The 23,404-nt window shown below is 67.2% G+C and carries 16 protein-coding genes, 1 tRNA gene and 1 pseudogene; 9 read left to right on the top strand and 9 right to left on the bottom strand.

What is annotated here, in order from left to right; translation table 11 throughout:
• Nucleotides 1-81 precede the first annotated feature (81 nt).
• The 3 genes from V5F84_RS09010 (at nucleotide 82) to V5F84_RS09020 (ending at nucleotide 7,211) form a co-directional block, all read left to right on the top strand.
• Complete coding sequence (locus V5F84_RS09010) at nucleotides 82-3,417, top strand: transglutaminase family protein (protein WP_394044314.1); 3,336 nt, start codon at nucleotides 82-84, stop codon at nucleotides 3,415-3,417.
• Between the two features lie 362 nt (nucleotides 3,418-3,779).
• Nucleotides 3,780-6,296: a circularly permuted type 2 ATP-grasp protein gene (locus tag V5F84_RS09015; RefSeq protein ID WP_394044315.1), complete on the top strand. Its 2,517-nt coding sequence runs from the start codon at nucleotides 3,780-3,782 to the stop codon at nucleotides 6,294-6,296.
• A gap of 6 nt (nucleotides 6,297-6,302) precedes the next feature.
• On the top strand, nucleotides 6,303-7,211 hold the full coding sequence (locus V5F84_RS09020) for a transglutaminase family protein (protein WP_394044316.1): 909 nt from the start codon (nucleotides 6,303-6,305) through the stop codon (nucleotides 7,209-7,211).
• Nucleotides 7,212-7,255: 44 nt separating this feature from the next.
• Here the strand turns inward: V5F84_RS09020 and V5F84_RS09025 are convergent, their stop codons facing one another.
• The 5 genes from V5F84_RS09025 to V5F84_RS09045 form a co-directional block, all read right to left on the bottom strand.
• Entirely contained in the window at nucleotides 7,256-8,608 is a 1,353-nt protein-coding gene (locus V5F84_RS09025) for a TRAP transporter large permease subunit (protein WP_509277159.1), read from the bottom strand.
• Nucleotides 8,605-9,165 (bottom strand): TRAP transporter small permease, encoded by a 561-nt coding sequence (locus V5F84_RS09030; protein WP_394046872.1) that lies wholly within the window; start codon nucleotides 9,163-9,165, stop codon nucleotides 8,605-8,607. The genes V5F84_RS09025 and V5F84_RS09030 overlap by 4 nt, the downstream gene beginning before the upstream one ends.
• Complete coding sequence (gene dctP / locus V5F84_RS09035; protein WP_394046874.1) at nucleotides 9,162-10,181, bottom strand: TRAP transporter substrate-binding protein DctP; 1,020 nt, start codon at nucleotides 10,179-10,181, stop codon at nucleotides 9,162-9,164. The genes V5F84_RS09030 and dctP overlap by 4 nt, the downstream gene beginning before the upstream one ends.
• Nucleotides 10,182-10,327: 146 nt before the next feature.
• The gene (locus V5F84_RS09040) at nucleotides 10,328-11,857 is read right to left on the bottom strand and encodes a malonate--CoA ligase (protein WP_394046870.1); all 1,530 of its coding nucleotides are present in this window, start codon (nucleotides 11,855-11,857) and stop codon (nucleotides 10,328-10,330) included.
• A complete protein-coding gene (locus tag V5F84_RS09045; RefSeq protein ID WP_394046868.1) occupies nucleotides 11,854-13,242 on the bottom strand; it encodes a malonyl-CoA decarboxylase in 1,389 nt (462 codons plus the stop codon). The genes V5F84_RS09040 and V5F84_RS09045 overlap by 4 nt, the downstream gene beginning before the upstream one ends.
• 365 nt (nucleotides 13,243-13,607) lie before the next feature.
• Here V5F84_RS09045 and V5F84_RS09050 point away from each other — a divergent pair, with 365 nt between their 5' ends.
• A complete protein-coding gene (locus V5F84_RS09050; RefSeq protein WP_394046866.1) occupies nucleotides 13,608-14,282 on the top strand; it encodes a GntR family transcriptional regulator in 675 nt (224 codons plus the stop codon).
• A gap of 277 nt (nucleotides 14,283-14,559) precedes the next feature.
• Here V5F84_RS09050 and V5F84_RS09055 read toward each other — a convergent pair whose 3' ends face one another.
• Complete coding sequence (locus tag V5F84_RS09055; RefSeq protein ID WP_394046864.1) at nucleotides 14,560-15,900, bottom strand: Nramp family divalent metal transporter; 1,341 nt, start codon at nucleotides 15,898-15,900, stop codon at nucleotides 14,560-14,562.
• 425 nt (nucleotides 15,901-16,325) lie between these two features.
• Here V5F84_RS09055 and V5F84_RS09060 point away from each other — a divergent pair, with 425 nt between their 5' ends.
• The 3 genes from V5F84_RS09060 (at nucleotide 16,326) to V5F84_RS09070 (ending at nucleotide 18,836) form a co-directional block, all read left to right on the top strand.
• Nucleotides 16,326-17,963 (top strand): GMC family oxidoreductase, encoded by a 1,638-nt coding sequence (locus V5F84_RS09060; protein WP_394046862.1) that lies wholly within the window; start codon nucleotides 16,326-16,328, stop codon nucleotides 17,961-17,963.
• A 77-nt stretch (nucleotides 17,964-18,040) separates the two neighbouring features.
• Nucleotides 18,041-18,346, top strand: a complete 306-nt coding sequence (locus tag V5F84_RS09065) for a hypothetical protein (protein ID WP_394046857.1) — start codon at nucleotides 18,041-18,043, stop codon at nucleotides 18,344-18,346.
• A gap of 413 nt (nucleotides 18,347-18,759) precedes the next feature.
• Nucleotides 18,760-18,836 (top strand) — tRNA-Arg (locus V5F84_RS09070).
• Nucleotides 18,837-19,012: 176 nt separating this feature from the next.
• Here V5F84_RS09070 and V5F84_RS09075 read toward each other — a convergent pair.
• From V5F84_RS09075 to V5F84_RS09085, 3 genes are all read right to left on the bottom strand, one after another.
• Entirely contained in the window at nucleotides 19,013-20,008 is a 996-nt protein-coding gene (locus V5F84_RS09075) for a LysR family transcriptional regulator (RefSeq protein ID WP_394046855.1), read from the bottom strand.
• A gap of 127 nt (nucleotides 20,009-20,135) precedes the next feature.
• Complete coding sequence (locus V5F84_RS09080) at nucleotides 20,136-20,708, bottom strand: MFS transporter (protein WP_509277191.1); 573 nt, start codon at nucleotides 20,706-20,708, stop codon at nucleotides 20,136-20,138.
• 62 nt (nucleotides 20,709-20,770) lie between these two features.
• Nucleotides 20,771-21,870 (bottom strand): IS3 family transposase gene (locus tag V5F84_RS09085; protein ID WP_509277155.1). Its coding sequence is split into 2 segments (ribosomal slippage): nucleotides 20,771-21,609 and nucleotides 21,609-21,870, totalling 1,101 coding nucleotides; the frame shifts between segments, so codons are not numbered across the junction.
• A gap of 34 nt (nucleotides 21,871-21,904) precedes the next feature.
• On the opposite strand from V5F84_RS09085, the gene V5F84_RS09090 reads away from it, so the two are divergent.
• Nucleotides 21,905-22,705 (top strand): nitrilase-related carbon-nitrogen hydrolase, encoded by an 801-nt coding sequence (locus V5F84_RS09090; RefSeq protein ID WP_509277204.1) that lies wholly within the window; start codon nucleotides 21,905-21,907, stop codon nucleotides 22,703-22,705.
• 40 nt (nucleotides 22,706-22,745) lie between these two features.
• A pseudogene (locus tag V5F84_RS09095) lies at nucleotides 22,746-23,342 on the top strand (alpha/beta fold hydrolase); the annotation flags it as partial.
• Nucleotides 23,343-23,404: the final 62 nt, after the last annotated feature.

Consider the following 23,404-nt stretch of genomic DNA (forward strand, 5'->3'; position numbering starts at 1 on the left):
CGCCGTAAACTCACGCTTTCTTGAGCCGATGCGCTTGTCTAACCTCAAGCCATGCCGTGCCAACCGGAGCTGGTGACCTGAATGACGATCCTCGCGAGCCTCCACCACGTCACCAGCTATTCCTATGACCGGCCCATCATGCTCGGCCCGCAGACCGTGCGCCTGCGCCCGGCGCCGCACAGCCGCACCGACATTCCCGCCTATTCGCTGAAGATCACGCCGGCCGAGCATTTCATCAACTGGCAGCAGGACCCGTTCGGCAACTGGCTGGCGCGGCTCGTGTTTCCGGAGAAGACCACCGAGTTCAAGGTCGAGGTGGACCTGCTCGCGCGCATGTCGGTGATCAATCCGTTCGACTTCTTCATCGAGGATTATGCCGACCATTTCCCGTTCGAATACGCCGCCGACCTGAAGGCCGAACTCGCCCCCTATCTCGCGCTCGAGGACGGCGGGCCGGCGCTGGACGCCTTCGTCGCCGCCGTGCCGCGCACCAAGACGCGCATGGTGGATTTCCTGGTCGCGCTCAACCAGCGCGTGCAGGCGGACGTCGGCTATGTGATCCGCATGGAACCGGGCGTGCAGACGCCGGACGAGACGCTGACCAGCAAGCTCGGCTCCTGCCGCGATTCCGGCTGGCTGCTGGTGCAGGTGCTGCGCCGCCTCGGCCTCGCCGCCCGCTTCGTCTCCGGCTATCTGATCCAGCTCAAGCCCGACGTGCCGGCGCTCGACGGTCCTTCCGGCACCGACGTGGACTTCACCGACCTGCACGCCTGGGCGGAAGTCTATCTGCCCGGCGCCGGCTGGATCGGCCTTGATGCCACCTCCGGCCTGCTGTGCGGCGAGGGGCATATCCCGCTGGCGGCCACGCCGCATTATCGCTCCGCCGCGCCGATCTCCGGCGGCGTCGAGCCGGCGGAAGTGGAATTCGATTTCGAAATGTCGGTGACCCGCGTCGCCGAGGCGCCGCGCGTGACGCTGCCGTTCTCGGACGAGAGCTGGGCCGCGCTCAACGCGCTCGGCGAGAAGGTCGACGCCGACCTGCTGACCAACGACGTGCGCCTCACCATGGGCGGCGAGCCCACCTTCGTCTCCATCGACGATTACGAGGGCGCGGAATGGAACACCGCCGCCCTCGGCCCGCAGAAGCGGGTGCGGGCGGACGATCTCGCCCGCCGCCTGCGCAAGCGCTTCGCGCCCGGCGGCCTGCTGCATTACGGCCAGGGCAAATGGTATCCCGGCGAGCCGCTGCCGCGCTGGTCGTTCGGCCTGTTCTGGCGCAAGGACGGCAAGCCGATCTGGCATGACGAGACGCTGATCGCCGACGAGGCCCATGATTACGGCGTCACCACCGCGGACGCGGAGCGATTCGCGGTCGCCCTCGCCGAGCGTCTGGGCCTCAGCCGAAAATATGTGCAGCCGGCCTATGAGGACAATGCCCACTTCCTGCTCAAGGAAGCCAATCTGCCGGAAAATCTCGAGCCCGGCGACAAGCGGCTGGCGGATCCCGAATCCCGCATCACCCTCGCGAAGGCGCTGTCCGAGGGGCTCGGCACGCCGCGCGGCTTCGTCATTCCGGTGCAGCGGCTGAATGCCCGCGGCGGCCAGGGCTGGCTGAGCGAGGTGTGGAAATTCCGCCGCGGTCACCTGTTCCTGGTGCCCGGCGACAGCGCCATCGGCTTCCGCCTGCCGCTGGATTCCCTGCCGTATCTTTCGCCGATCCTCTATCCCCACACCATTCCCGCCGACCCGATGGAGCCGCGCGGCCCGCTGCCCGATCCCGACGAGATGGCGCAGGGCTATGAGCGCGACGCGACCACCGGCCATGTGCCCTCCGCCGAGCGGGCGCGGCAGATCCTGTCCGATTATCTGGCGCGCGCGCCGGAGCCGGCCGACCAGGCCGTGCGCACGGCCGTGTCGGTCGAGGCGCGGGACGGGCGGCTGTGCGTGTTCCTGCCGCCGCTGACCACGCTGGAGGATTATCTCGCCTTCGTCTCGGCGGTGGAATCGGTGGCGGCCGAGATGAAGATGCCGGTGCATCTGGAGGGCTATCCGCCCCCGTTCGACCCGCGCCTGCAGGTGATCGGCCTCTCGCCCGATCCCGGCGTGCTGGAAGTGAACATCCATCCCGCCTCCGACTGGAAGGGATGCGTGGAGACCACCCGCATCGTCTATGAGGAGGCGCGCCTCGCCCGCCTCGGCACCGAGAAGTTCATGACCGACGGGCGCCACACCGGCACCGGCGGCGGCAACCACGTGGTGGTGGGCGGCATCACCCCGGCGGACAGCCCGTTCCTGCGCCGGCCGGACCTGCTGAAGAGCCTGCTGCTCTATTGGCAGCGCCACCCCTCGCTGTCCTACATGTTCTCGGGCGTGTTCATCGGCCCCACCTCGCAGCATCCGCGCATCGACGAGGCGCGGCACGACAGCCTGTACGAGCTGGAGATCGCCTTCTCCAAATTCCCCGCCCCGGGCACGGACCTGCCGCCGCCGCCCTGGCTGGTGGATCGCATGCTGCGCAACATCCTGATCGATGTGACGGGCAACACCCACCGCACCGAGATTTCCATCGACAAGCTCTATTCGCCGGACGGCCCCACGGGCCGGCTGGGGCTGGTGGAATTCCGCTGCTTCGAGATGCCGCCGGACTGGCGCATGAGCCTTGCCCAGCAATTGCTGCTGCGGGCGCTCATCGCGGCGCTGTGGCGCAAGCCGCTCTCCGGTTCGCTGGTGCGCTGGGGCACGGCGCTGAACGACCGCTTCATGCTGCCTTATTATGCCTGGGCCGATTTCCAGGACGTGCTCGCCGATTTGCGCGATGCCGGCTACGATTTCGATCCGCTCTGGTTCCAGGCCCAGTTCGAATTCCGCTTCCCGAGCTTCGGCAAGGTGCAGCGGGCGGGCGTGGACATCGAGCTGCGCCAGGCGCTGGAGCCCTGGCACGTGCTCGGCGAGGAAGCGGCCGCCGGCGGCACCGTGCGCTATGTGGACAGTTCGGTGGAGCGCGTGCAGGTGCAGGTGGACGGGTTCAACCCGGCCCGCCACGTGATGACCTGCAACGGGCGGCGCATCCCGCTCGCCCCCACGGGGCGCAACGGCACCTTCGTGGCGGGCGTGCGCTACAAGGCGTGGGATCCCTATTCCGCGCTGCATCCCACCATTCCGGTGCACACGCCTTTGGTGTTCGATCTCATCGACACCTGGAGCGGGCGTTCGCGCGGCGGGTTCGTCTATCACGTCTCCCATCCGGGCGGCCGCAGCTACGACACCTATCCGGTGAATTCCTACGAGGCGGAATCGCGCCGTCTCGCCCGGTTCGTGAACCACGGGCATACGCCGGGCGTGCCGCATGTGCCGGCGGAATCCGCGCCGGACGAATTCCCCACCACCCTCGACCTGCGGCGGCCCAGCGGAATCTGATCGCCCGCCGGCGGTAAAACCTGCCGGCGGAAAAGAAAACCAGCCAAGTCGCGGATAAGATCTTTCCTCGCGGGAAAAGTTCGGCAAGCTAGGGAGGCTGGGGATGGGCGCGCCGTGCGCGGGTCCATCTCCGGTTTCGCGCGCGGGCCGGTGGCGCGTCGGCGGTCGCCGCGCGTGCAAGACGCCGGCCTCGGCCGCGCCTGCCACTTCGACACGGCGGCCTCTCCCACGGTCGCGTGGGAACGCGGGGAGCTGGCGAAGCGGCGAACAAGGGATGATGCGGTGAACGGGCGATGCGGCGGCGCCGCGCGAACCGGCGGTCATGAGTCATACGAGCGGGCTCTCGGGAGGAAAGGCCAAGCGTGGACAAAGTGAGCCTGGCCGAGGACGCCAATCGCGATCCGTTCGCAGCCGCCGCGGTGGAAGCCGTTCTCGACGGCTACCAGACGCTGCCCGGCGTGCGCGACGAGATGATGGGCGCCGACGGCCGGCCGCGCGCCCATTGGCTGCCGTTCCTCACCGCGCTCGCGGAGCTGGGCCCGCAGGACGTGCGCCGGCGCTTCGGCGCCGCCGACCGCTACCTGCGCGACAGCGGCGTGTTCTATCGCGTCTATGACGACAAGGGCGGCGGCGAACGGCCGTGGGCGCTCAGCCATATTCCCCTGCTGCTGGACAAGGCGGACTGGGATGGCCTCGCCGCCGGGCTGGTGGAGCGCGCGCAATTGCTGGAAGCGCTGCTGGCCGATCTCTATGGCCCCGCGCATCTGGTGGAGCAGGGCGCGCTTCCCGCCGCGGCGGTCGCCGGCAGCCCGGAATTCCTGCGCCCCATGGTCGGCACCATGCCGCGCGGGGGCAAATTCCTGCGCTTCTACGCCGCCGACGTGGGGCGCGGCCCGGACGGGCGCTGGTGGGTGCTGTCGGATCGCACCCAGGCGCCCTCGGGCGTCGGCTATGCGCTGGAAAACCGCCTCGCCATGTCGCGTGCCCTGCCGGACATCTCGCGCACCATGCGCATGGACCGGCTGGCGGGCTTCTTCCAGGGCTTCCGCACCTCGCTGCTGAAGCTCGACCGCACCGGGGAGGGCCGGGTCGGCCTGATGACCCCCGGCGCGCTCAACGAAACCTATTTCGAACACGCTTTGCTCGCCCGCTACATGGGTTTCTCCCTGGTGGAGGGCGAGGACCTGGCGGTGCGGGGCGATGCGCTTTACGTGCGCACCGTGGCCGGGCTGAAGCGCGTGGACGTGGTGCTCCGCCGGCTCGATGCGGATTTCGCCGATCCGCTGGAATTGAACGCGCGCTCGCGCCTCGGCGTGCCGGGGCTCGCCCATGTGGCGCGCATCGGCGGGGTGGCGCTGGCCAATGCGCTCGGCTCGGGCCTGGTGGAGGCGCCGGCGCTGATGGCGTTCCTGCCGCGCCTCGCCATCAAGCTGCTCGGCCGTCCGCTCGCTCTGCCGCATGTGGGCACCTGGTGGTGCGGGCAGGCCGCCGAGCGGGCCCAGGTGATGGAGCATCTGGACGAACTCGTGGTCGCCTCCGCCTTCGGCACGCCGGTGCCCGGCATCGGCCGGCGCGGATCGGTGCTCGGCGCGGATCTCGGCCCCCAGGAGCGGCGGCAGCTCTCGGCGGTGATGGCGCGCCGCGGCGCCGACCTGGTGGGCCAGGATGTGGCGCGCATCTCCACCATGCCGGTGTGGACCGGCGACAAGCTCACGCCGCGCCCGTTCACGCTGCGCGTGTTCCTGGCCGCCACCGAGGACGGCTGGACCGTGATGCCCGGCGGCTTCTGCCGCATCTCGGAGCGGCTCGACGCGCGCGCCTTCTCGATCCAGCGCGGCGACCGCTCGGCGGATGTGTGGGTGCTGGCGGACCGCGAGGTGCCGGCCACCAGCCTCCTGCCCAGCCCGGACAATGTGCGGGTGCGCCGCTCCTCCGGCACGTTGCCGAGCCGCTCGGCGGACAATCTGTTCTGGCTCGGCCGCTATGTGGAGCGGGCCGAGGCCACCTTGCGGCTCGTGCGGGCGCTGGTGGGGCGCCTCGCGGAGACCGAGCCTTCCTCAAGCCCGCTGGTGATGCGCCTCATCACGCTGCTCTCGTCCTGGGGCGCGATGCCGCGCGATTTCGCCGGCGCCTCGCCGGGGCGCTATGCCATTGCCGCCCTCACGCGGCACGATCTGCCCGGCGGCCTGCCGCAGGTGGTGAAATCGGCCCGCGCCGCCGCCTCCGTGATCCGCGACCGCTTCTCGCCCGATGCCTGGCGGGCGCTGGTGGATCTGGAGGCCTGCCTCAAGGCGCCGGTGCCGACCGCGCCCACGGAAGCCGACGCCCATGAGCGGGCGGATGCCGCCCTGCGCATCATCGCCGCCTTCTCCGGCCTCGCCAGCGAGAACATGAACCGCCTCACCGGCTGGCGCTTCCTCGAACTCGGACGGCGCATCGAACGGGGCATGGCGCTGCTGCGCTTCGCCCGCACCTTCGCGGAGCAGGGCGCCCCGCGCGGCGCGCTCGACGTGCTGCTGCAACTCGCCGACAGCCAGATCACCTATCGCAGCCGCTATGTGGTGATCGAGGCGCGCGGCCCGGTGCTGGACCTCGTGCTGCTCGACCCGGACAATCCGCGCTCGCTCGCCTTCCAGGTGGAGCGCATCGCCGCCCATCTGCGGGTCCTGCCGGGGCGCGACCCGGACGAGCCGCCGCCGCGCTCGGAGCGCATCGTCGCGCGCATGCGGGCCGATCTCACCGCCGCCACCGCCGAGAGCTTCGACATCGAGGATTTCGACGCGCTGGAAGCCGATCTCGCCCAGCTCTCGGACGAGATCGCGGCGCATTATTTCATCCAGGGTCCGGCGGCGGACGTCGCCTGGCCGGGGCAGGGGTGAGGCGCCATGCTCTATGACATCCGCCAGACCACCACCTATCTCTACGGCGGGCAGGTGCGCGTCGCGCGGCAGGTGCTGCGCATGACCCCGGTGGACCGGCCGCATCACCAGAACGTCCTCTCCCATTCCCTTTCGACCGATCCTTTGGCGAGCGAGATGGAGCAGGGGCTCGATTTCTTCGGCAATGCGATTGCCTGGCTCACGCTCGACACGCCCCACGACCGGCTGGAGATTTCCACCCACAGCCGGGTCGAGGTGAAGGCCGCCCCGCTGCCCGATGTCCAGGCCACCCCGATGGTGGACGCGGTGCGCGAGGCGGCGTTCGCCAGCACCGATCTCGGCCCGAATTCGCCGGTGCACGGCCTCTATGCCAGCCGCTCCATTCCGCTCGATCCCGCCATCACCGACTGGACGGCGGAGAGCTGCGCCCCCGACCGCCCGATCCTCGCCGCCGCCTGGGAGGTGATGGAGCGCATCTATACCGACTTCGCCTATGAGCCCGGCGCCACCGACGTCACCACGCTGCCGCACGAGGCGTTCCTGGCCAAGCGCGGCGTGTGCCAGGATTTCGCCCATGTGATGATCGCCGGCCTGCGCGGGCTCGGCCTGTCCGCGCGCTATGTGTCGGGATATCTGCGCACGGTGCCGCCGGCGGGACAGGAGCGCCTCGCCGGCTCGGATGCCACCCACGCCTGGGCGGAGGTGTGGTGCGGGGAGGATTTGGGCTGGATCGGGCTCGATCCCACCAATGCGATCGCCGCCGGCAACGATCACATCATCCTCGCCGTCGGCCGCGACTATGCCGACGTGGCGCCGGTGGACGGCGTCATCGTCGCCTCGGGCGAGCACCTCCTCGCCGTCGGGGTGGACGTGGTGCCGGTGGAACGGCCCCATGCGGTGGCGCCGGCCTCATAGGGTCGGCGCCTTCATCCGTCCAAAGCCCCTACCGTCCAAAGCCCCTACCGTCCCTTGCCCATGACGAGGTCGGGGAAACCGGTGGCGATCTGGGGGAAGAGGCAGAGCAGGAGGACGGCGAGCATCATCAGCAGCACGAACGGAACGGTGCCCCAGATCACGTCCTTCAGCGGAATGTCGGGCGCGATGTTCTTGATGACGAAGATGTTCAGCCCCACGGGCGGATGGATCAGCCCCATCTCCATGACGATGGTCATCACCACGCCGAACCAGATCAAATCGAAGCCGGCGGCCTTCAGCGGCGGCAGGATGATCGGCGCGGTCATCAATATGATCGACACCGGCGGCAGGAAGAAGCCCAGCACCACCACCAGCACCAGAATGGTCGCCAATAGCAGCCATTTGGAGAGATGCAGCGCCACGATCGCCTGCGCCGCCGCCTGGGAGATGTGCAGATAGCTCATCACATAGGAATAGAGCAGCGACATGCCGATGATCAGCATCAGCATGGTGGCCTCCCGCAAGGTGGAGGTGAGGATCGGCTCGAGATCCTTCGGGGTCCACACCTGGTAGATGAGGGCGATCAGCACCAGGGCCAGGATCCCGCCGAGGCCGGCGGTCTCGGAGGGGGTGGCATAGCCGCCGTAGAGCGCCACCATGACGCCGGTGAGCAGCACCACGAAGGGCAGCACCCGCGGCAGCGCGGCGAAGCGGTCGCGCATGGTGAGGTGCTCTTCGTGCAGGATCGGGGAGGCTTCCCCGGTCTGTTCGTAGAGCAGCTTGGCGCGGGCGAATTCCTGGCGGAAGCGCACCATGGCATAGGCGGCGAACAGCATCACCAGCAGCAGGCCCGGGCCGAGGCCGGCGAGGAACAGGCGGCCGAGCGACTGCTCGGCGGCGACCGCATAGAGGATCATGGTGATGGAGGGCGGCAAAAGGATGCCGAGCGTTCCGCCGGCGGCGATCAGGCCGGCGGCAAAGCCGCCCGAATAGCCGCGCTTGCGCATCTCGGGAATGCCGGCGGAGCCGATGGCCGAGCAGGTGGCGGGGGAGGAGCCGGCCATGGCGGCGAACAGGGCGCAGGCGAACACATTGGCGATGCCGAGCCCGCCGGGGATCTTGTGCATCCAGGCATGGAGCGCGGAATAGAGATCCTGCCCGGCGCGCGACTTGCCGATGGCGGCGCCCTTGAGGATGAACAGGGGAATGGAGAGGAGGGTGATGGAGGCCATCTCCTCATAGACGTTCTGGGTGACCGTATCGAGGGATGCGGCGGGCATGAAGCCGAGCATGAACAGCACCGCCACCGCACCGAGCGCGAACGCGATGGGCATGCCGATGAACATGGTCAGCAGGGTCGCCCCGCCATACATCAGGCCGACGACGAGCGTGCTCATGGGCGCGTCCTCCGCGCGAGGGCGCAGGCGATCTGCAAGGCGATCTGGAACGACAGCAGGCCCATGCCCAGCATCATTACCCCATAGGGGATCCACAAAGGCGGCGCCCAGGTGGAGGAGGAGACATGGCCGTCGATCCAGGCCTCTTCCAGCAATACGAACGACTTCCAGGTGAAGAAGGCGCAGAAGGCGAAGCTGGCGATATCCACCAGCAGGAGGCGCACGGCATTGACGCGCGGCGACAGCAGCGCGCTCAGTGCCTCGATCGCCACATGGCCGCGCCGGCCCTGGACATAGGCCGCCGTCATGAAGGTGGCGCCCACCAGCAGGAACACGGATGCCTCGTCCTGCCAATAGGTGGGCGCATGGAATAGCAGGCGCGTCGCGACGCTGTAGGACAGGATCAGGCTCGCCGCCACGAGGGCGAGCGAGGCCAGGGCGACGATGATCCGGTTGACGAGGGACAGGCCTCCTTCGAGCACGGAGAGGACAGGGGGGAGCGGCTCGCCGGCCGAGGCGCGCGCCCCGGCCGGACCCAGATCAAAACCGTGGCTCATGCCCGCACGTCTTCCGCGAGCTTCAGCAGCTTGGCGGAGAGCGGCGTCTTCGCGGCATAGTCCTTCCAGGCCGTGTCGCGGGCGATGGCGCGCCATTTTTCCACGGTCGCGGCGTCGAGATCGTGGATCTTCGCGCCGGCCTTCTGGAACACCTCGGCGACCTTCTCGTCGTCCGCCATGGCGCCCGCCTTGCCGAACGCTTCCATCTCGGTGCCGACCGTATCGATCAGCTGCTGCTGGTCCTTCGGCAGGCCGTCATAGACCAGCTTGGAGATCAGCAGGGGCTCCAGCATGAACCAATAGGACTTGCCGCGGCCGGTGGTGAGGTTTTTGGACAATTCCTCCAGGCGGAACGAGATCAGGCTGGTGGAGGAGGTGATGCCGGCGTCGCAGGCGCCGGTCTGCATGGCCACATAAAGCTCGTTGGACGGCAGGGAGAGCACCGCCGCGCCGGCGGCCTGGAGCACCATGTCCATCTCGCGCGAGCCGCCGCGCACCTTCATGCCCTTGGCGTCCTCGGGCGACACCAGCGGCCGCTCGCGGCTCGCCACCCCGCCCGCCTGCCAGATCCAGGTGACGATGCGGATGCCCTTGCTTTCCAGATAGGATTCGAACTCCTGGCCCACCGGCTGGGTCTTCCAGGCGAGGCCCTGGTCATAGGAGGACACCAGGCCCGGCATGAGGCCGATATTGCATTCCGGCGCCTCGCCGCCGGCATAGGAGACGGGATACAGCGACATATCCAGCGCGCCCTTCCGCAAGGCGGAGAATTGCGCATTGGTCTTCATCAGCGAGGAGCCGGGATACAGCTCGAACTTCAGCTCGCCATTGGAGCGCTTCTCCACCTGCTCGGCGAACTTGCGGACGAGGCGGTCGCGAAAGTCGCCCTCCTCGCCGCCGGAGCTTGGAAACTGATGGGAGATCTTCAGCGTGGTGGCCGCGCGGGCGGGGCCGGTGAGCTTCAGAATGGCGGGGGCGGCGATGGCGCCGGCCAGCAGGTGGCGTCTCGTGATCAACATGGCGCATGTCCTCCTTGACCCGGAATGGGCGTTCGTCTTGGCGTTTCCTCGAAACCCGCCCCGGTTCGTCCGGGGTCGTGGCCCAGTCTTCTTCAGGCCCCGTCCTTTCCCTTGGCGCGGAAAGGCCGGGGGCAGCGCGCCGCTCAGGCGACGTTGCTGCGGTAAATGTCCTTGTAGGTGTCTCTCAGCACGTTCTTCTGCACCTTGCCCATGGTGTTGCGGGGCAGGTCATCGACGAAGATGATGCGCTTGGGCAGCTTGAACTTCGCGAGCCGGTCTTCCAGCGCGGCGTGGATATCGGCCTCGCCGATCCTGGCCCCGGCGGCGCGCACGACCACCGCCGTCACCCCCTCGCCGAAATCCTTGTGCGGCACGCCGATGACCGCGCTCTCCACCACCCCCGGCAGGGCGTCGATCTCGCCTTCCACTTCCTTGGGATAGACGTTGAAGCCGCCGGTGATGACGAGATCCTTGCCGCGCCCGACGATGTGCACATAGCCGCCCGCGTCGATCTTGCCGAGATCGCCGGTGATGAAGAAGCCGTCGTGGAACTCGCTGGCGGTCTTCTCCGGCAGCTTCCAATAGCCCTTGAACACGTTCGGCCCCTTGACCTCGATGGCGCCGATCTCGTCCGCCGCCAGCACCTTGCCGCTTTCCGGATCGGTGATGCGGATCTCGACGCCCGGCAGGGGGAAGCCCACCGTGCCGGCGCGCCGCTCGCCGTCGTAGGGATTGGAGGTGTTCATCCCGGTCTCGGTCATGCCGTAGCGCTCCAGGATCGCCTGGCCGGTGCGCTCGGCGAAGGCGCGATGGGTCTCGGCGAGCAGCGGGGCGGAGCCGGAGACGAACAGGCGCATGTGGGCGGTCGCCTCCCGCGTCAGGCCCTCCTGGTCCAGCAGGCGGGTGTAGAAGGTGGGCACCCCCATCAGGCAGGTGGCCTTCGGCATCAGGCGCAGCGTCTGGGCGGCGTCGAACTTCGGGCAGAAGATCATGCGGGCGCCGGCGAGCAGGATGATGTTGCTCGCCACGAACAGGCCGTGCGTGTGGAACAGCGGCAGCGCATGGATCAGCACGTCGTCCGCCGTGAAGCGCCAATAATCCCGCAGCGTGACGGCGTTGGAGAGCAGGTTGTCGTGGCTCAGCATGGCGCCCTTGGCGCGGCCGGTCGTGCCCGAGGTGTAGAGGATGCCGGCAAGGTCGTCCGGGCCGCGCGCCACGTCCTCGAACGTGCCGGGATAATCCTGCGCCTTCACGGTGAGCGAGCCGATGCCGTCCGCGCCCAGCGTCTCCACCTGCGGCACGCCGAGGCCGGCGGCGAGCGCGCGCACGTCGGCTTCGATCTCCGGCCGGCACACCACCACGGTCGGCTCGGCATCGGAGAGGAAATAGGACAGCTCCGCCAGCGTATAGGCCGTATTGAGCGGCAGATAGACCGCGCCCGCGCGCACCGCTGCGAGATAGAGCGCCAGCGCCGGCCAGGACTTCTCCACCTGCACCGCCACCCGGTCGCCCGGCTTCACCCCGAGCGCGACCAAAAGGTTCGCCATGCGGGCGGAGAGGGCGAAGGCGTCGGCATAGGTTTCCACCGCCCCGTCGGGATGCAGCACGAGCGGCGTTTCCAGGGCCGGCACCGCGGCCCGCATGGCGGAGAAGAGATGATTGGTTTGGGTCATGGCACAGGCACCAGGGAACGCGAGGCGACTTCGCCCCGCAGGAGTTTCTTGACGGCCGGGCTCGCCACCACCTCGCCCTTGCCGGCGAAGGCTTCGTGGTTCTTCTCGATGTCGGCCAGCACGTAGCGATAATTCACCATCAGGCCGGCGGCCTGGGCGATGCCCTTGGGCGAGAGGTCGCCCATGGGATTGATGCGCTCCAGCCGCGCGCCATTGCCGAGATGGAAGCGCGCCACCGGGTCCACCGGGCGCCCCTTGGCGGTCTTGGCGACGAGGAAATACTGCGCCGCCATGGCGCAGATCACCGGCGTCAGCTCGGCGCGGACATCGTCGCGCTCCTGCCAGTCCGGGGTTTCCAGCAGCTTGAGCGTGGTGCGATCGGCGGGGGTGAGAAGGGGGCTGTCCTCGTTGCGGATCTCGCCGTCGAGCCAGCCGCGGAAGGTGGGGGTGGGCGAGAGCGTGACGAAGGTGGTGAGGGAAGGCATCTCGCGGGAGATTTCCTCGACCACCTGCTTGATCAGGAAATTGCCGAAGCTCACGCCCGCAAGGCCGCGCTGGCAGTTGGAGATGGAATAGAACACCGCCGTGGTCGCGGTGGCGGGATCGAGCGGCGGGCCGCGCTCGGGGTCCAGGATCGGCGCGATGGCGGCCGCCGGCTCCTTCATCAGCGCGACTTCCACGAAGATCAGCGGCTCGTCCACCATGGCCGGGTGGAAGAAGGCGTAGCAGCGCCGGTCCGGGGCATCGACGCGGGCGCGCAGGTCGTTCCAATCCTTGATCTCGTGCACCGCCTCGTAGCGGATGATCTTTTCCAGCACGTTCGCGGGCGTGGACCAGTCGATACGGCGCAGCACCAGGAACCCCCGATTGAACCAGGAGGAGAAGAGATGGCCGAAATCGCGGTCCACCGGGGCGAGGTCCCGGCGGTGGACCATGGCGTCCATCAGATGCTCGCGCATGCGCACGAGGCTCGCCGTGGCGCCGGCGGCCATGTTGAAGCGGCGGAACAATTCCTGCCGGCGCGGCTCGCTGGCGCGGTGGATGGCGGCGATCGCGGCCTCGGCCGCATCGGTCTTGTCGCCGGCCTGCCCATAGGCGGCGATGGCTTGATCGAGCTTCGCCTTGTCCGGCCCGAAGGTGGTCAGCAGCGCCTCGAACAGGGCGATGCGCTCGCCGCTCTTCATGCGGGAATAGCGGTCGAGAATATCGGTGGCCAGCGCCACGCCGGAGGCTTCGCCGCGGCCGGACAGCAGGTCCTCGCAGCGGTCGATCAGGGTCGCGGCGCGGGTGGCGCCGCTGGTGCGGGTGGAGCGGTCCAGCAGCGCGCGCCCGCGTTCCGCGATGGTCGTCAGCAGGTCGCCGAAGAACGAGGTATTGGAACTCATGGCCGCCTTCCCGCAATGCAAGGTCGCCGCCCATGACACAGGGCGCGGCCCTTCCTGGCAAGGGGGCGGGCGCGGCGCGCGAAAATGTTTGACGCAGCGAAAGGGCTTTGCCCGCCCCGCCGGCGCCCGCCGGTCGCATCCGCCGGCCGCTGTCCGTCCCGGCGCGGAGCGCGCAGGCGTACGAAGGCCGGGGGCTTCGCGGCCGGTAGCTTCGGGGCCAGCGGTTCGGGCATCGGCGACCTTCCTGAATGGCGCCGGTATGAAAACCCGCCCTGCATTTCCTGTCAATGATCTTGTATGCAAGATTTGACTGGCTGCATTTTTATCGCCTGCTAAACTCGCCGCATCATCGCGGGAGGCCGATCGTGCGGGGCGAGGCGACACCACGTTTGCGGGAAGCACTGGAGGACGACATCGTCGCCGGCCGGCTGCGGCCGGGCCAGCGGCTGGACGAGGTGAGCCTCGCCGAGCGCTTCAACGTCTCGCGCACGCCGATCCGCGAGGCGCTGATCCAGCTCGCCTCTTCGGGGCTGGTGGAAATCCGACCCCGGCGCGGCGCCTTCGTGCTGCTGCTCGGGCCGCGCGAGCTGATTGAATCCTTCGAGCTGATGGCGGAGATCGAGGCCGCCTGCGCCCGCCTCGCCGCCCGGCGCATGGGGGAGGAGGACCGCGCCGCCCTTGAGAGCGCCCATCACGCCTGCGCGGACGCGGTGCGCGCCTGCGATCCGGAAGCTTATTATCCCACCAATGCGGCCTTTCACGCCGCCATCTACGCCGCCACGGGAAATCGCGTGCTGGCGGCGGAGGCGCTCCGCCTCCAGCGGCGTCTGCAACCCTACCGGCGCCTGCAATTGCGCGTGCCGCGCCGCATGGACGCTTCGTTCGCCGAGCATGAGGCGATCCTTTCGGCGCTTCTGGCGGGCGATGGAGACGCCGCCGCCCAGGAGCTTCGCGACCATGTGCTGGTGCAGGGCGAGCGCTTCATGTCGCTGATCACCGCCTTGCAGGACGAGGCGGAGGTGGTGGCGCGGGCGGGGTGAGCGTCTTCGCGGAAGGGGGACTCTCGCGCCCCGGCCCAGTGGAACGCCGCAGGCGTGGAACGCAGAGCCGGGGTCCAGCGCAATAAACAGCCGGAGGCGCTTCAAACCCGAAGGCGCGTTGCGCGTCCGCCGGCTGTGCCGAATTTTATCCTGGGTCCCGGCCCTGCGTTCCGGCTTCGCCGTCGCTGGACCGGGATACGCAGGGGGGTTTTCCGTGTGAGATCTCGATACGTCTCGCGCTCCAGCCCGGCGGAACCACAGGCTGCCCCGCGATCCGTCATGCGCCGGTGAAGAAATCCACCAGCAGCTTGACGTTGAGCGAGATCACCAGCAGGCCCGCCGCCGCCGCCAGGAAGGTCTGCCAGCGGGGCGCGACGAACACGCCCATCTTGCGCTTGTCGCCCGTGAACATGACCAGCGGCACGATGGCGAACGGCAATTGCAGCGACAGCACCACTTGGCTCAGGATCAGCAGGGACGAGGCGCCGGTCTCCCCATAGGCGATGGTGACCGCCGCCGCCGGCACGATGGCGATACAGCGGGTGATCAGCCGCCGCAGCCAGGGTTCGAGGCGGATGTGGAGGAACCCTTCCATCACCGCCTGCCCGGCGATGGTGGCGGTGACGGTGGAATTCAGCCCGCAGCACAAAAGCGCCACCGCGAACAGGGTGGGGGCAAGCGCGCTGCCGAGCAGCGGGTTCAGCAGTTCGTGCGCCTTGCCGAGGTCCGCCACTTCCCCACCCTGGCCGTGGAAGGCGGCCGCTGCGAGGATGAGGATCGAGGCATTGATGGTGAGCGCGAACATGAGCGCGAAGGTGGAATCCCAGGTCGCATAGCGGATCGCCTGGCGGATGCCGCTTTCGGTCCCGTCGTGCTTGCGGGTCTGCACGATCGCCGAGTGCAGGTAGAGATTGTGCGGCATCACCGTCGCGCCGAGGATGCCGAGCGCGAGATAGAGCATGTCGGGATTGGTGATGATTTCCGTCGTCGGCGCAAACCCGCGGATCACCTCGCCCCAATTGGGATCGGCCAAGGCGATCTGCACGCCGAAGCAGGCGGCGATCACGCCCAGCAGCCCCACCACCAGCGCCTCCACGAAGCGGAAGCCGAGCTTTTGCAGCCACAGGATGAGGAACACGTCCAGCGCGGTGATGATGACGCCGATTTCCAGCGGAATGCCGAACAGCAGATTGAGCCCGATGGCGGTGCCGATCACTTCCGCAAGGTCGGTGGCGCAGATCGCCGCCTCGGCGAGCGCCCACAGCACATAGGCGACCGGGCGGGGGAAGCTGTCGCGGCAGGCCTGGGCGAGATCGCGGCCGGTGGCGACGCCGAGCCGCGAGCACAGCGCCTGGAGCAGGATGGCGATGAGATTGGAGAGCAGCGCCACCGTGAGCAGCGCATAGCCGAAGCGCGAGCCGCCGGCGAGGGAGGTCGCCCAATTGCCGGGGTCCATATAGCCGGTGGCGACCAGATAGCCCGGCCCGAGGAAGGCGAACAGGCGCGCGAAGCCCCGGCGCTTGGTGACATCGATGGTGCCGTGCACATCCGACAGCGAGGGATCGCCCCGCTCGCGACGCCAGCCGTTCAAACCCGCCTGTCGTGAATGATCAAGCATGATGCCACCGCGCAGCGGATGAAGAGAAGCGCGCGCCGCGCGCGCCGAGGAAGCTTCGTTCGACACACCGGCCCGACAGGCGCCGGACCATGCGATTGCGAATGAGTTGCATTATCCTGACCTCCTTCCCGGGGTCTGTCAACTTTATTGCGAATAGTTCGCAAGAACCCTCGCGGCCCCGACATTCATGCAAAAGACGGTCCGCAGTGCGCTGCGCGAAAGCGTCGCGCGGTCTTCTGCGCGGAACTCAGGGCGGAGCCACTCCGCGCGAAGTCACCTGACGCCGCCGGGGCGGCATACATCTTTGGGGGCACGGGTCTGGTGCACGGACCCGGCGGGGGCATGCCAAAGGCGCAGGAGGCCGCCCTTGCGGGGCGGGCGCCGCACCGCCAAAGTCCGTTCCAACAAAAGCGGGAGGGATCGCCATGGTGGCGCCGGGACGTCCGGATACGGGCGCGGATACGTATGATTATATCGTTGTGGGCGCCGGATCGGCGGGCTGCGTGGTCGCGAACCGCCTCTCGGCGGACCCCAATGTGCGAGTCGCCATCGTCGAGGCCGGCGGCAAGGACGACTGGATCTGGTTCCACATTCCGGTGGGCTATCTGTTCGCCATCGGCAATCCGCGCGCGGACTGGTGCTTCAAGACCGAGCCCGAGGCCGGGCTGAACGGGCGCGTGCTCTCCTATCCGCGCGGCAAGACCATCGGCGGCTGCTCGGCCATCAATGCCATGATCTACATGCGCGGGCAGGCGGCCGATTACGACCATTGGCGCCAGCTCGGCCTGCCCGGCTGGGGCTGGGACGATGTGCTGCCGCTCTACAAGAAGCACGAGGACCATTTCCTCGGCCCCAATGCCCATCATGCGACAGGCGGGGAATGGCATGTCGAGTTTCCGCGCATCACCTGGCCGCTTCTCGACAAAGTGCGCGACGCGGCGGCGCAGGACGGCATCGCCGCCATCCCGGATTTCAATACCGGCGACAACGAAGGCTCCTGCTATTTCCACGTGAACCAGAAGCGCGGCCTGCGGTGGAGCGCGGCGCGCGGCTTCCTGAAGCCGGTGCTGTCACGGCGCAACCTCGATCTCATCACCGCCGGCCATGTGGAGAAGGTGCGTATCGAGGACAATCGCGCCACCGGCATCGTGCTGCGCACCCCGCAAGGGCAGCGCACCCTGACCGCCCGGCGCGAGGTGGTGCTGTGCGCCGGCGCGCTCGGCTCGCCGCAGGTGCTCATGCTCTCCGGCATCGGGCCGGGCGAGCACCTCCAGGCGAACGGCATCGCGACCGTGCTGGACAAGCCCGGCGTCGGCTCCAACCTTCAGGACCATCTGCAATTGCGCCTGGTGTTCAAGGTCTCCGGCATCGGCACGCTGAACGAGCGCTACCATTCGCTGGTCGGGCGCGCGGGCATGGGGCTGGAATATGCCTTCCTGCGGCGCGGGCCGCTGACCATGGCGCCGTCCCAGCTCGGCATCTTCACCCGCTCGGATGCGACGCAGGACCGGGCGAACCTGGAATTCCACGTGCAGCCGCTCTCGCTCGACAAGTTCGGCGACCCGCTGCACCGCTTCCCCGCCTTCACCATGAGCGTGTGCAACCTGCGCCCCACCTCGCGCGGCACGATCCGCCTCAAGACGGCGGATGCCGCGACCGCGCCGGCGATCCAGCCGCATTATCTTTCCACCGAGGAGGACCGCACGGTGGCGGCGCAATCGATCCGCGTCGCCCGCCGCATCGTGTCGCGCCCGGCGCTCGCGCCCTATCGGCCGGAAGAGATCCTGCCCGGTCCGGCGGTGGGGGACGATGACGCCTCGCTTGCGACGGCGGCCGGCAATGTGGGCACCACCATCTTCCACCCTGTGGGCACGGCGAAGATGGGCCTGCCCTCCGACCCCATGGCGGTGGTGGATGCGCGGCTGCGGGTGATCGGCATCGACGGGCTGCGGGTGGTGGATGCCTCCATCATGCCCACCATTACCTCCGGAAACACCAATTCCCCGGCCATCATGATCGGCGAGAAGGGGGCCGCCATGATCCTGGAGGATGCGCGCGCATGACATCCGTTCGTTTGCTTGGCGCGGCCGCCCAAGGCTCTGCCGCTCGGCGAGCTGCCGTCCTGCCTGTCCTTGCCTCCTTGCCTTTCCTTGCCGCGCTGCTGGCTCTGGTCGCGCCCCCGGCGCACGCGTCCTCGCCGGCGGCCTGGGCCGAGTTGGAGGGCAAGGCGCGCACGGCCTGCCTTGCGGCGAGCGGGCTCGCGAAGGCCCGTGTGGAAGGCGCGCCTGTGATGTTCGCCGCCCATGTTCTGGTGCTTGTGAAGGGCCACTGGCCGCAGCCGCACATGAAGAACCAGGCCGCGACCTTCGCCTGCCTCTATGACTCGCGCACCGGCACCGCCGAGGCGCAGGAATGGAGCAACGCCCCTTCCAGCCCGCCGCGATAACGGCGGCGCACGCGCCGCTCGCCTCCACTTTCCGCCGCGGCCGGGCGCGCCCGCGCCCCTGTGCCCGCGCGCCTGTTCCCGCTCCCCACGTGCCTGTGCGGTCCCCCTGCCGGGGGCCTGCCGGCTGAGCCTGCCCGGGTGAACGCCCTCCCGCGCGCCCATCGGCCATGTGCACAAGGCGCCGCCCGGCGCCCCCGACGATTGTCAATCGCCAGGGGATGGGTTAGAGCATTTCCCCTCTGTGCAAGCACCCGTAGCTCAGCTGGATAGAGCGCTGCCCTCCGAAGGCGCGTGTCAAGTGAGGCTATGGAAACAAGGAGTTCGAAAAGCACTTAGAATACAGGACTTTGCGAGATCGACCTTCACAGCTTCACACTCGCAAAAATTTCGCGTAAGCACTGCGTAAGCAACAGGCACCCGTAGCTCAGCTGGATAGAGCGCCACCCTCCGAAGGTGGAGGCCACACGTTCGAATCGTGTCGGGTGCGCCATTTTCGTGTGAAGGCGCTCACACTTTGATTCATCCTCTGACCGACGAAGAGGGTGCGTCTCAGAGCCGTCGAATTTTCTGAGCGATCATTTTGCTAAACCGTCACTAGCTGCTCTCAACGCACTGTCGGCCACTGCATTGGAGCAAGGCTTCCGAAAGGATCGCGTGGGGCGACGATCAAGCCAGCATGTCGAAGATCTGCTGCGGCTGGTCAGCCAAGATTCCTGTCCAAGCGACGAGCAACAGGAATGCCGCTCCGTTCATCCGTGCCACCTTGATGTTTCGCATAGCGCGGGCCACGGCGATGAGTCTGTGTAGTGCGGGATTCGAATTCCGCGACGACCAAATCGCACTGGATTCGAGGAATTCCTTATTGTCATTGATCGGCCGAATAATCACATCGGCCGCCGGCGTTCCTAGCGACGATGTGCTAACCAAGCTTAACCCGTAGCCTATCCCGACGAGATTCAGCAGGCTTTCTCGGCCGACGGGCTGGATGCTCACGTTAGGACGAAAGCCCAGTCCGCTGAGTCGCTTGACGAGGTAGTCATGAATCTCCGGCCCGGCGCCTCCATCGCTGACAACGAAGCGCTCATTGCGAATGTCGTCCCATCCAATTTCAGCGTGGTCAGCAAGCGGGTGATCGCGCGGCATGGCAACGCAGACCTGCTCCGTCCAAAACAGTTCAGTAAGATACCCAGGGACGTCGGGCACGCCCGTCGCAAACGCGACGTCGAGATCGCCCACAATCATCGAATGCAAGTTCTCCTGCGGGGTGGCTTCATGAACCACCACGTCGACATCCCCATGCTTTCGTCTGAACAGGGCGAGGAGTTCTCGGAGATAGCCTGAATTGAGGGAGGCGATGATCCCGAGATGGATCGCGCCACGCTCGCCGTCGCTAGCGGATGCAGCCAACTGCACGGCGCGATCAAAGTGGTTAATTCCCTTTGCTGCTTCGGACAAGAAGCGCTCGCCGGCGCGGGTGAGAAGCACTCCGTTCCGCGACCTCTCAAATAGAGAAAAGCCGAGACGATGCTCCAGCATATTTATCCGACGGCTTACCGAGGTCTGAGGAACACCGAGTGTTAGCGCCGCTTGCCGGAAGCTTCCTGTATTTGCCACCGCCATGGCATGACGAAGAAAGCGAAGATCCAGGGCGACGTCAGGCATCGAAATAGAGCCCAGACGACGAGTCGTATGCGGCGAGCAACTGTTGCGTTCGCTGAAATCGGCGTGGGCGTTTCATATTCTTGCTATTGCCAGACCATTGTCCGGTTCTCGACCGTAAATGGAGCCCTTATAGATGCTTCGGGTCGCGCATCAGTCGGTTGATCGCTAGCGAAGAGACCAGGGCGAAAACCGCTACAACCAGTAGCGCCGTCGAGAAGCCGTGCGAGAACGCCGTTCTTGCTTGTTCGATCGCGGTGTCACGCGCTGACCCGGTCAGTCCCGCCACCGCATTCGGGAGATCGCCAGCGACGACGGCGTCGCCGAATGCTGCGCTCCGATCGGGAAACTGGCGGCGAACCACAGTGGCGAGGATGCCGCTAAGCATCGCAAAACCCAGGAGGATGCCAGAGAACCGCGATGTCGTGCTGATGCCGGACGCCATACCGGCGCGTTCCCGAGGAACGACGCTCATGATCGCCTTCTGTGTTTCGCCGTTGAGAAGACCGCCGCCGCTGCCCAGCACCAGCATGCCGGTCATGACGGTCGACCAAGCACCCAGATGGGCTCCGAAGGCCGTCACGGCATTGCCGATCCCGACCAGCACGAGGCCGAGTGAGAGGATGCCTCTGGATGTGAACCGGCCACCGAGCAGTCGTCCCACATGCGGGAAGAGAAGCATCGCGAGTGCGAACGGCAGCATGGATGACCTGAGCCCCTTTTCTCCTCCGGTTTAGGCGAGAGTCCGAGGGTTGATTATTGGCCTCATGCGGCCTGGGTTTCCAGTGCCATTGTTGCGGCGAACTTGGTCGGGGACCGATTGCCGAGAGCTGAATGAGGGCGGTTCAGGTTGTAGTCCTCCTTCCATGTGGCGATGGCGGCACGGGCTTGGCCCAGGCTCGAGAACAGGGTCTCGTTCAGGCATTCGTCCCGGAAGCGACCGTTGAAGCTCTCGACGAAACCGTTCTGCATCGGCTTACCGGGAGCGATGTAGTGCCATTCGACGCCGCTCTGCTGGCACCATTTAAGAACGGCCATCGAGGTCAGTTCCGTTCCGTTGTCGGAAACGATGGTCGCAGGCCTGCCCCGGATGGCGAGCAGCGCGTCGAGCTCGCGCGTCACCCGAAGGCCCGAGAGCGAGGTGTCGGCGACCAGCGCCAGGCATTCCCGGCTGAAGTCGTCGACAACCGCCAGCACCCGGAAGCGGCGGCCATCCGTGAAGGCATCCGACACGAAGTCGAGGCTCCAGCGGACATTGATCCGATCCGGCACCAGGATAGGACGCCTTGTGCCGAGCGCCCGCTTGCGTCCCCCGCGCCGGCGCACCTGGAGCTTCTCCTCCCGGTAGAGCCGGCGCAGCTTCTTGTGGTTCACGACAATGCCCTGGCGCCTCAGCATGACATGGATCCGCCGGTAGCCGAACCGGCGGCGCTCACCGGCCACGGCCTTCATGGCCTCCCGCAGACTTGCATCGTCGCGACGCACACTTCGGTAGCGCACGCTGGTGCGATCGACGCCCAGGGCCTTGCACGCCCGACGCTGGCTCACCCCGTGCGCGGCACAGGCGTGGGCCACGGCTTGACGCCGTGCATCGGGCGTCACCATTTTTTTGCGGCGACATCCTTCAGGATGGCGTTGTCGAGCATCTGCTCGGCGAGCAGCTTCTTCAGGCGGGCGTTCTCATCCTCGAGCGCCTTCAGCCGCCGGGCATCGGACACATCCATGCCGCCGTACTTGGCCTTGAACTTGTAGAAGGTGGCCGGGGAGATGCCGTGCTTGCGGCAAACGTCAGCGGTCTTCGCGCCCGCCTCCTGCTCCTTCAGCATCCCAATGATCTGTTCCTCTGTGAACCGTGAGGCACGCATCGTCCGTCTCCGTGTCGACGGACTCTACCTAAATCTGGAGGAGGATCAGGGGCGCAGGTCAGATGCTCTTGCAGCAGCGGCGCGCAAGCATCACGTCGTCATCACCGTGGGCGTGAATGAGCGTGATCACGGGACGCTTTACAACAGCCTGGTCATCATCGACGCCGATGGCTCACTGCGGCTCAAGCACCGCAAGATCTCGCCGGCCTATCACGAGCGGATGATCTGGGGCGTCGGCGATGGCTCGACGCTACAGGTCGTCGAGACCGCCGTCGGCCGCGTCGGCGGTCTGATCTGCTGGGAACACTACAACCCGCTCGCCCGCTACGCGCTCATGGCCCAGCATGAGGAAATCCATGTCTCCCAATATCCGGGCTCACTGTTCGGTCCGACCTTTGCCGATCAGACTGAGACACAGATGCGTAACCACGCATTGGAGAGCGGTTGCTTCGTGGTCAACGCGACCGCCTGGCTGAGCGAAGAGCAGGTCGTTCAGATCTCCGGCGAGCATGGCGCCGCCGACATGATCCGCGGTGGCTCGATGACCGCGATCATCGATCCCGAGGGACGCCACGTCGTCCCGCCGCTGAGATCGGGCGAAGGAATTCTCATCGCCGATCTCGATCTCAAGCAGAACCTGATGCGCAAACGCGTGATGGATTCGGTTGGCCATTTCTCGCGGCCCGAACTACTGCGCCTGTTGATGACCAATCCGCCGGCAACGCCGATCGTCGATTCGGCCGCTTTGACGTCGGCGCCGCCCGCGCAAGTGCTGCGCGCGGAACTCCCGCATGTCGAGGCTGAACCTCTCTTGCTGACCGGTGCCCGAGACTGATCGAGAGGAACCTATTGGGGGCGTCTGGGATGGGATCGATATGCCCGGCTTCGTGACCGAAGGACGGACGCTCCACTACACACAGGAGGGCGAAGGCCCCGTCCTCCTGTTTCTCCATGGCCTTGGCGGAAACGCCGAGAATTGGATACTGCAGCGGAAAGCATTTTCTGCGGAGCGGCGCGTCGTGGCGCTCGATTTGCCGGGCCATGGACACTCTGACGGGCGCGACGTGGCGTTCAAGGATTATTGGAAGTCGATCCGCGCCCTTTGCAGGCATCTCGATGCCGAGCGGATCACCATCTGCGGTCTCTCCAAGGGAGCCCGCGCCGGCCTGATGCTGGCCGCCCGGCATCCGGAACTGGTCGATCGGATCGCGGTGATCAATGCCTTCGTTCATCTCAATCCCAGCGATGCCCAAATGCGTCGCGACCTCTACAATCTCCTGCTTGAACCCGACGGACCGCGGCGCTGGGCCCTCCGGTTGTTGGACCTGATGGGCGTGAGTGCCCACGGGGCGATCGTACGCGGCTTCCTCCGCTCGCTCGACACGATTGAGCCGAGGCATATCTGGTCGATCTTCCAGGAGCTCTTGGCGTTCGATCAGCGGCCTGAGCTGGCTGAGGTCCGTTGCCCGACCCTGCTCGTTCGTGGCGAACGCGACACCTTCGTTCCGCCCTACTGCGTCGACGAATTAAGGCC

This window comes from Roseixanthobacter liquoris (assembly GCF_043195135.2).
GTDB lineage: Bacteria > Pseudomonadota > Alphaproteobacteria > Rhizobiales > Xanthobacteraceae > NCEH01.

What these genes read in the sequence shown, in the direction of transcription:
- V5F84_RS09010 (WP_394044314.1), top strand. Translation starts at nt 82, where the DNA reads ATGACGATCCTCGCGAGCCTCCACCACGTCACCAGCTATTCCTATGAC.
- V5F84_RS09020 (WP_394044316.1), top strand. Translation starts at nt 6,303, where the DNA reads ATGCTCTATGACATCCGCCAGACCACCACCTATCTCTACGGCGGGCAG.
- V5F84_RS09025 (WP_509277159.1), bottom strand. Translation starts at nt 8,608, where the DNA reads ATGAGCACGCTCGTCGTCGGCCTGATGTATGGCGGGGCGACCCTGCTG.
- V5F84_RS09030 (WP_394046872.1), bottom strand. Translation starts at nt 9,165, where the DNA reads ATGAGCCACGGTTTTGATCTGGGTCCGGCCGGGGCGCGCGCCTCGGCC.
- V5F84_RS09040 (WP_394046870.1), bottom strand. Translation starts at nt 11,857, where the DNA reads ATGACCCAAACCAATCATCTCTTCTCCGCCATGCGGGCCGCGGTGCCG.
- V5F84_RS09045 (WP_394046868.1), bottom strand. Translation starts at nt 13,242, where the DNA reads ATGAGTTCCAATACCTCGTTCTTCGGCGACCTGCTGACGACCATCGCG.
- V5F84_RS09055 (WP_394046864.1), bottom strand. Translation starts at nt 15,900, where the DNA reads ATGCTTGATCATTCACGACAGGCGGGTTTGAACGGCTGGCGTCGCGAG.
- V5F84_RS09060 (WP_394046862.1), top strand. Translation starts at nt 16,326, where the DNA reads ATGGTGGCGCCGGGACGTCCGGATACGGGCGCGGATACGTATGATTAT.
- V5F84_RS09075 (WP_394046855.1), bottom strand. Translation starts at nt 20,008, where the DNA reads ATGCCTGACGTCGCCCTGGATCTTCGCTTTCTTCGTCATGCCATGGCG.
- V5F84_RS09080 (WP_509277191.1), bottom strand. Translation starts at nt 20,708, where the DNA reads ATGCTGCCGTTCGCACTCGCGATGCTTCTCTTCCCGCATGTGGGACGA.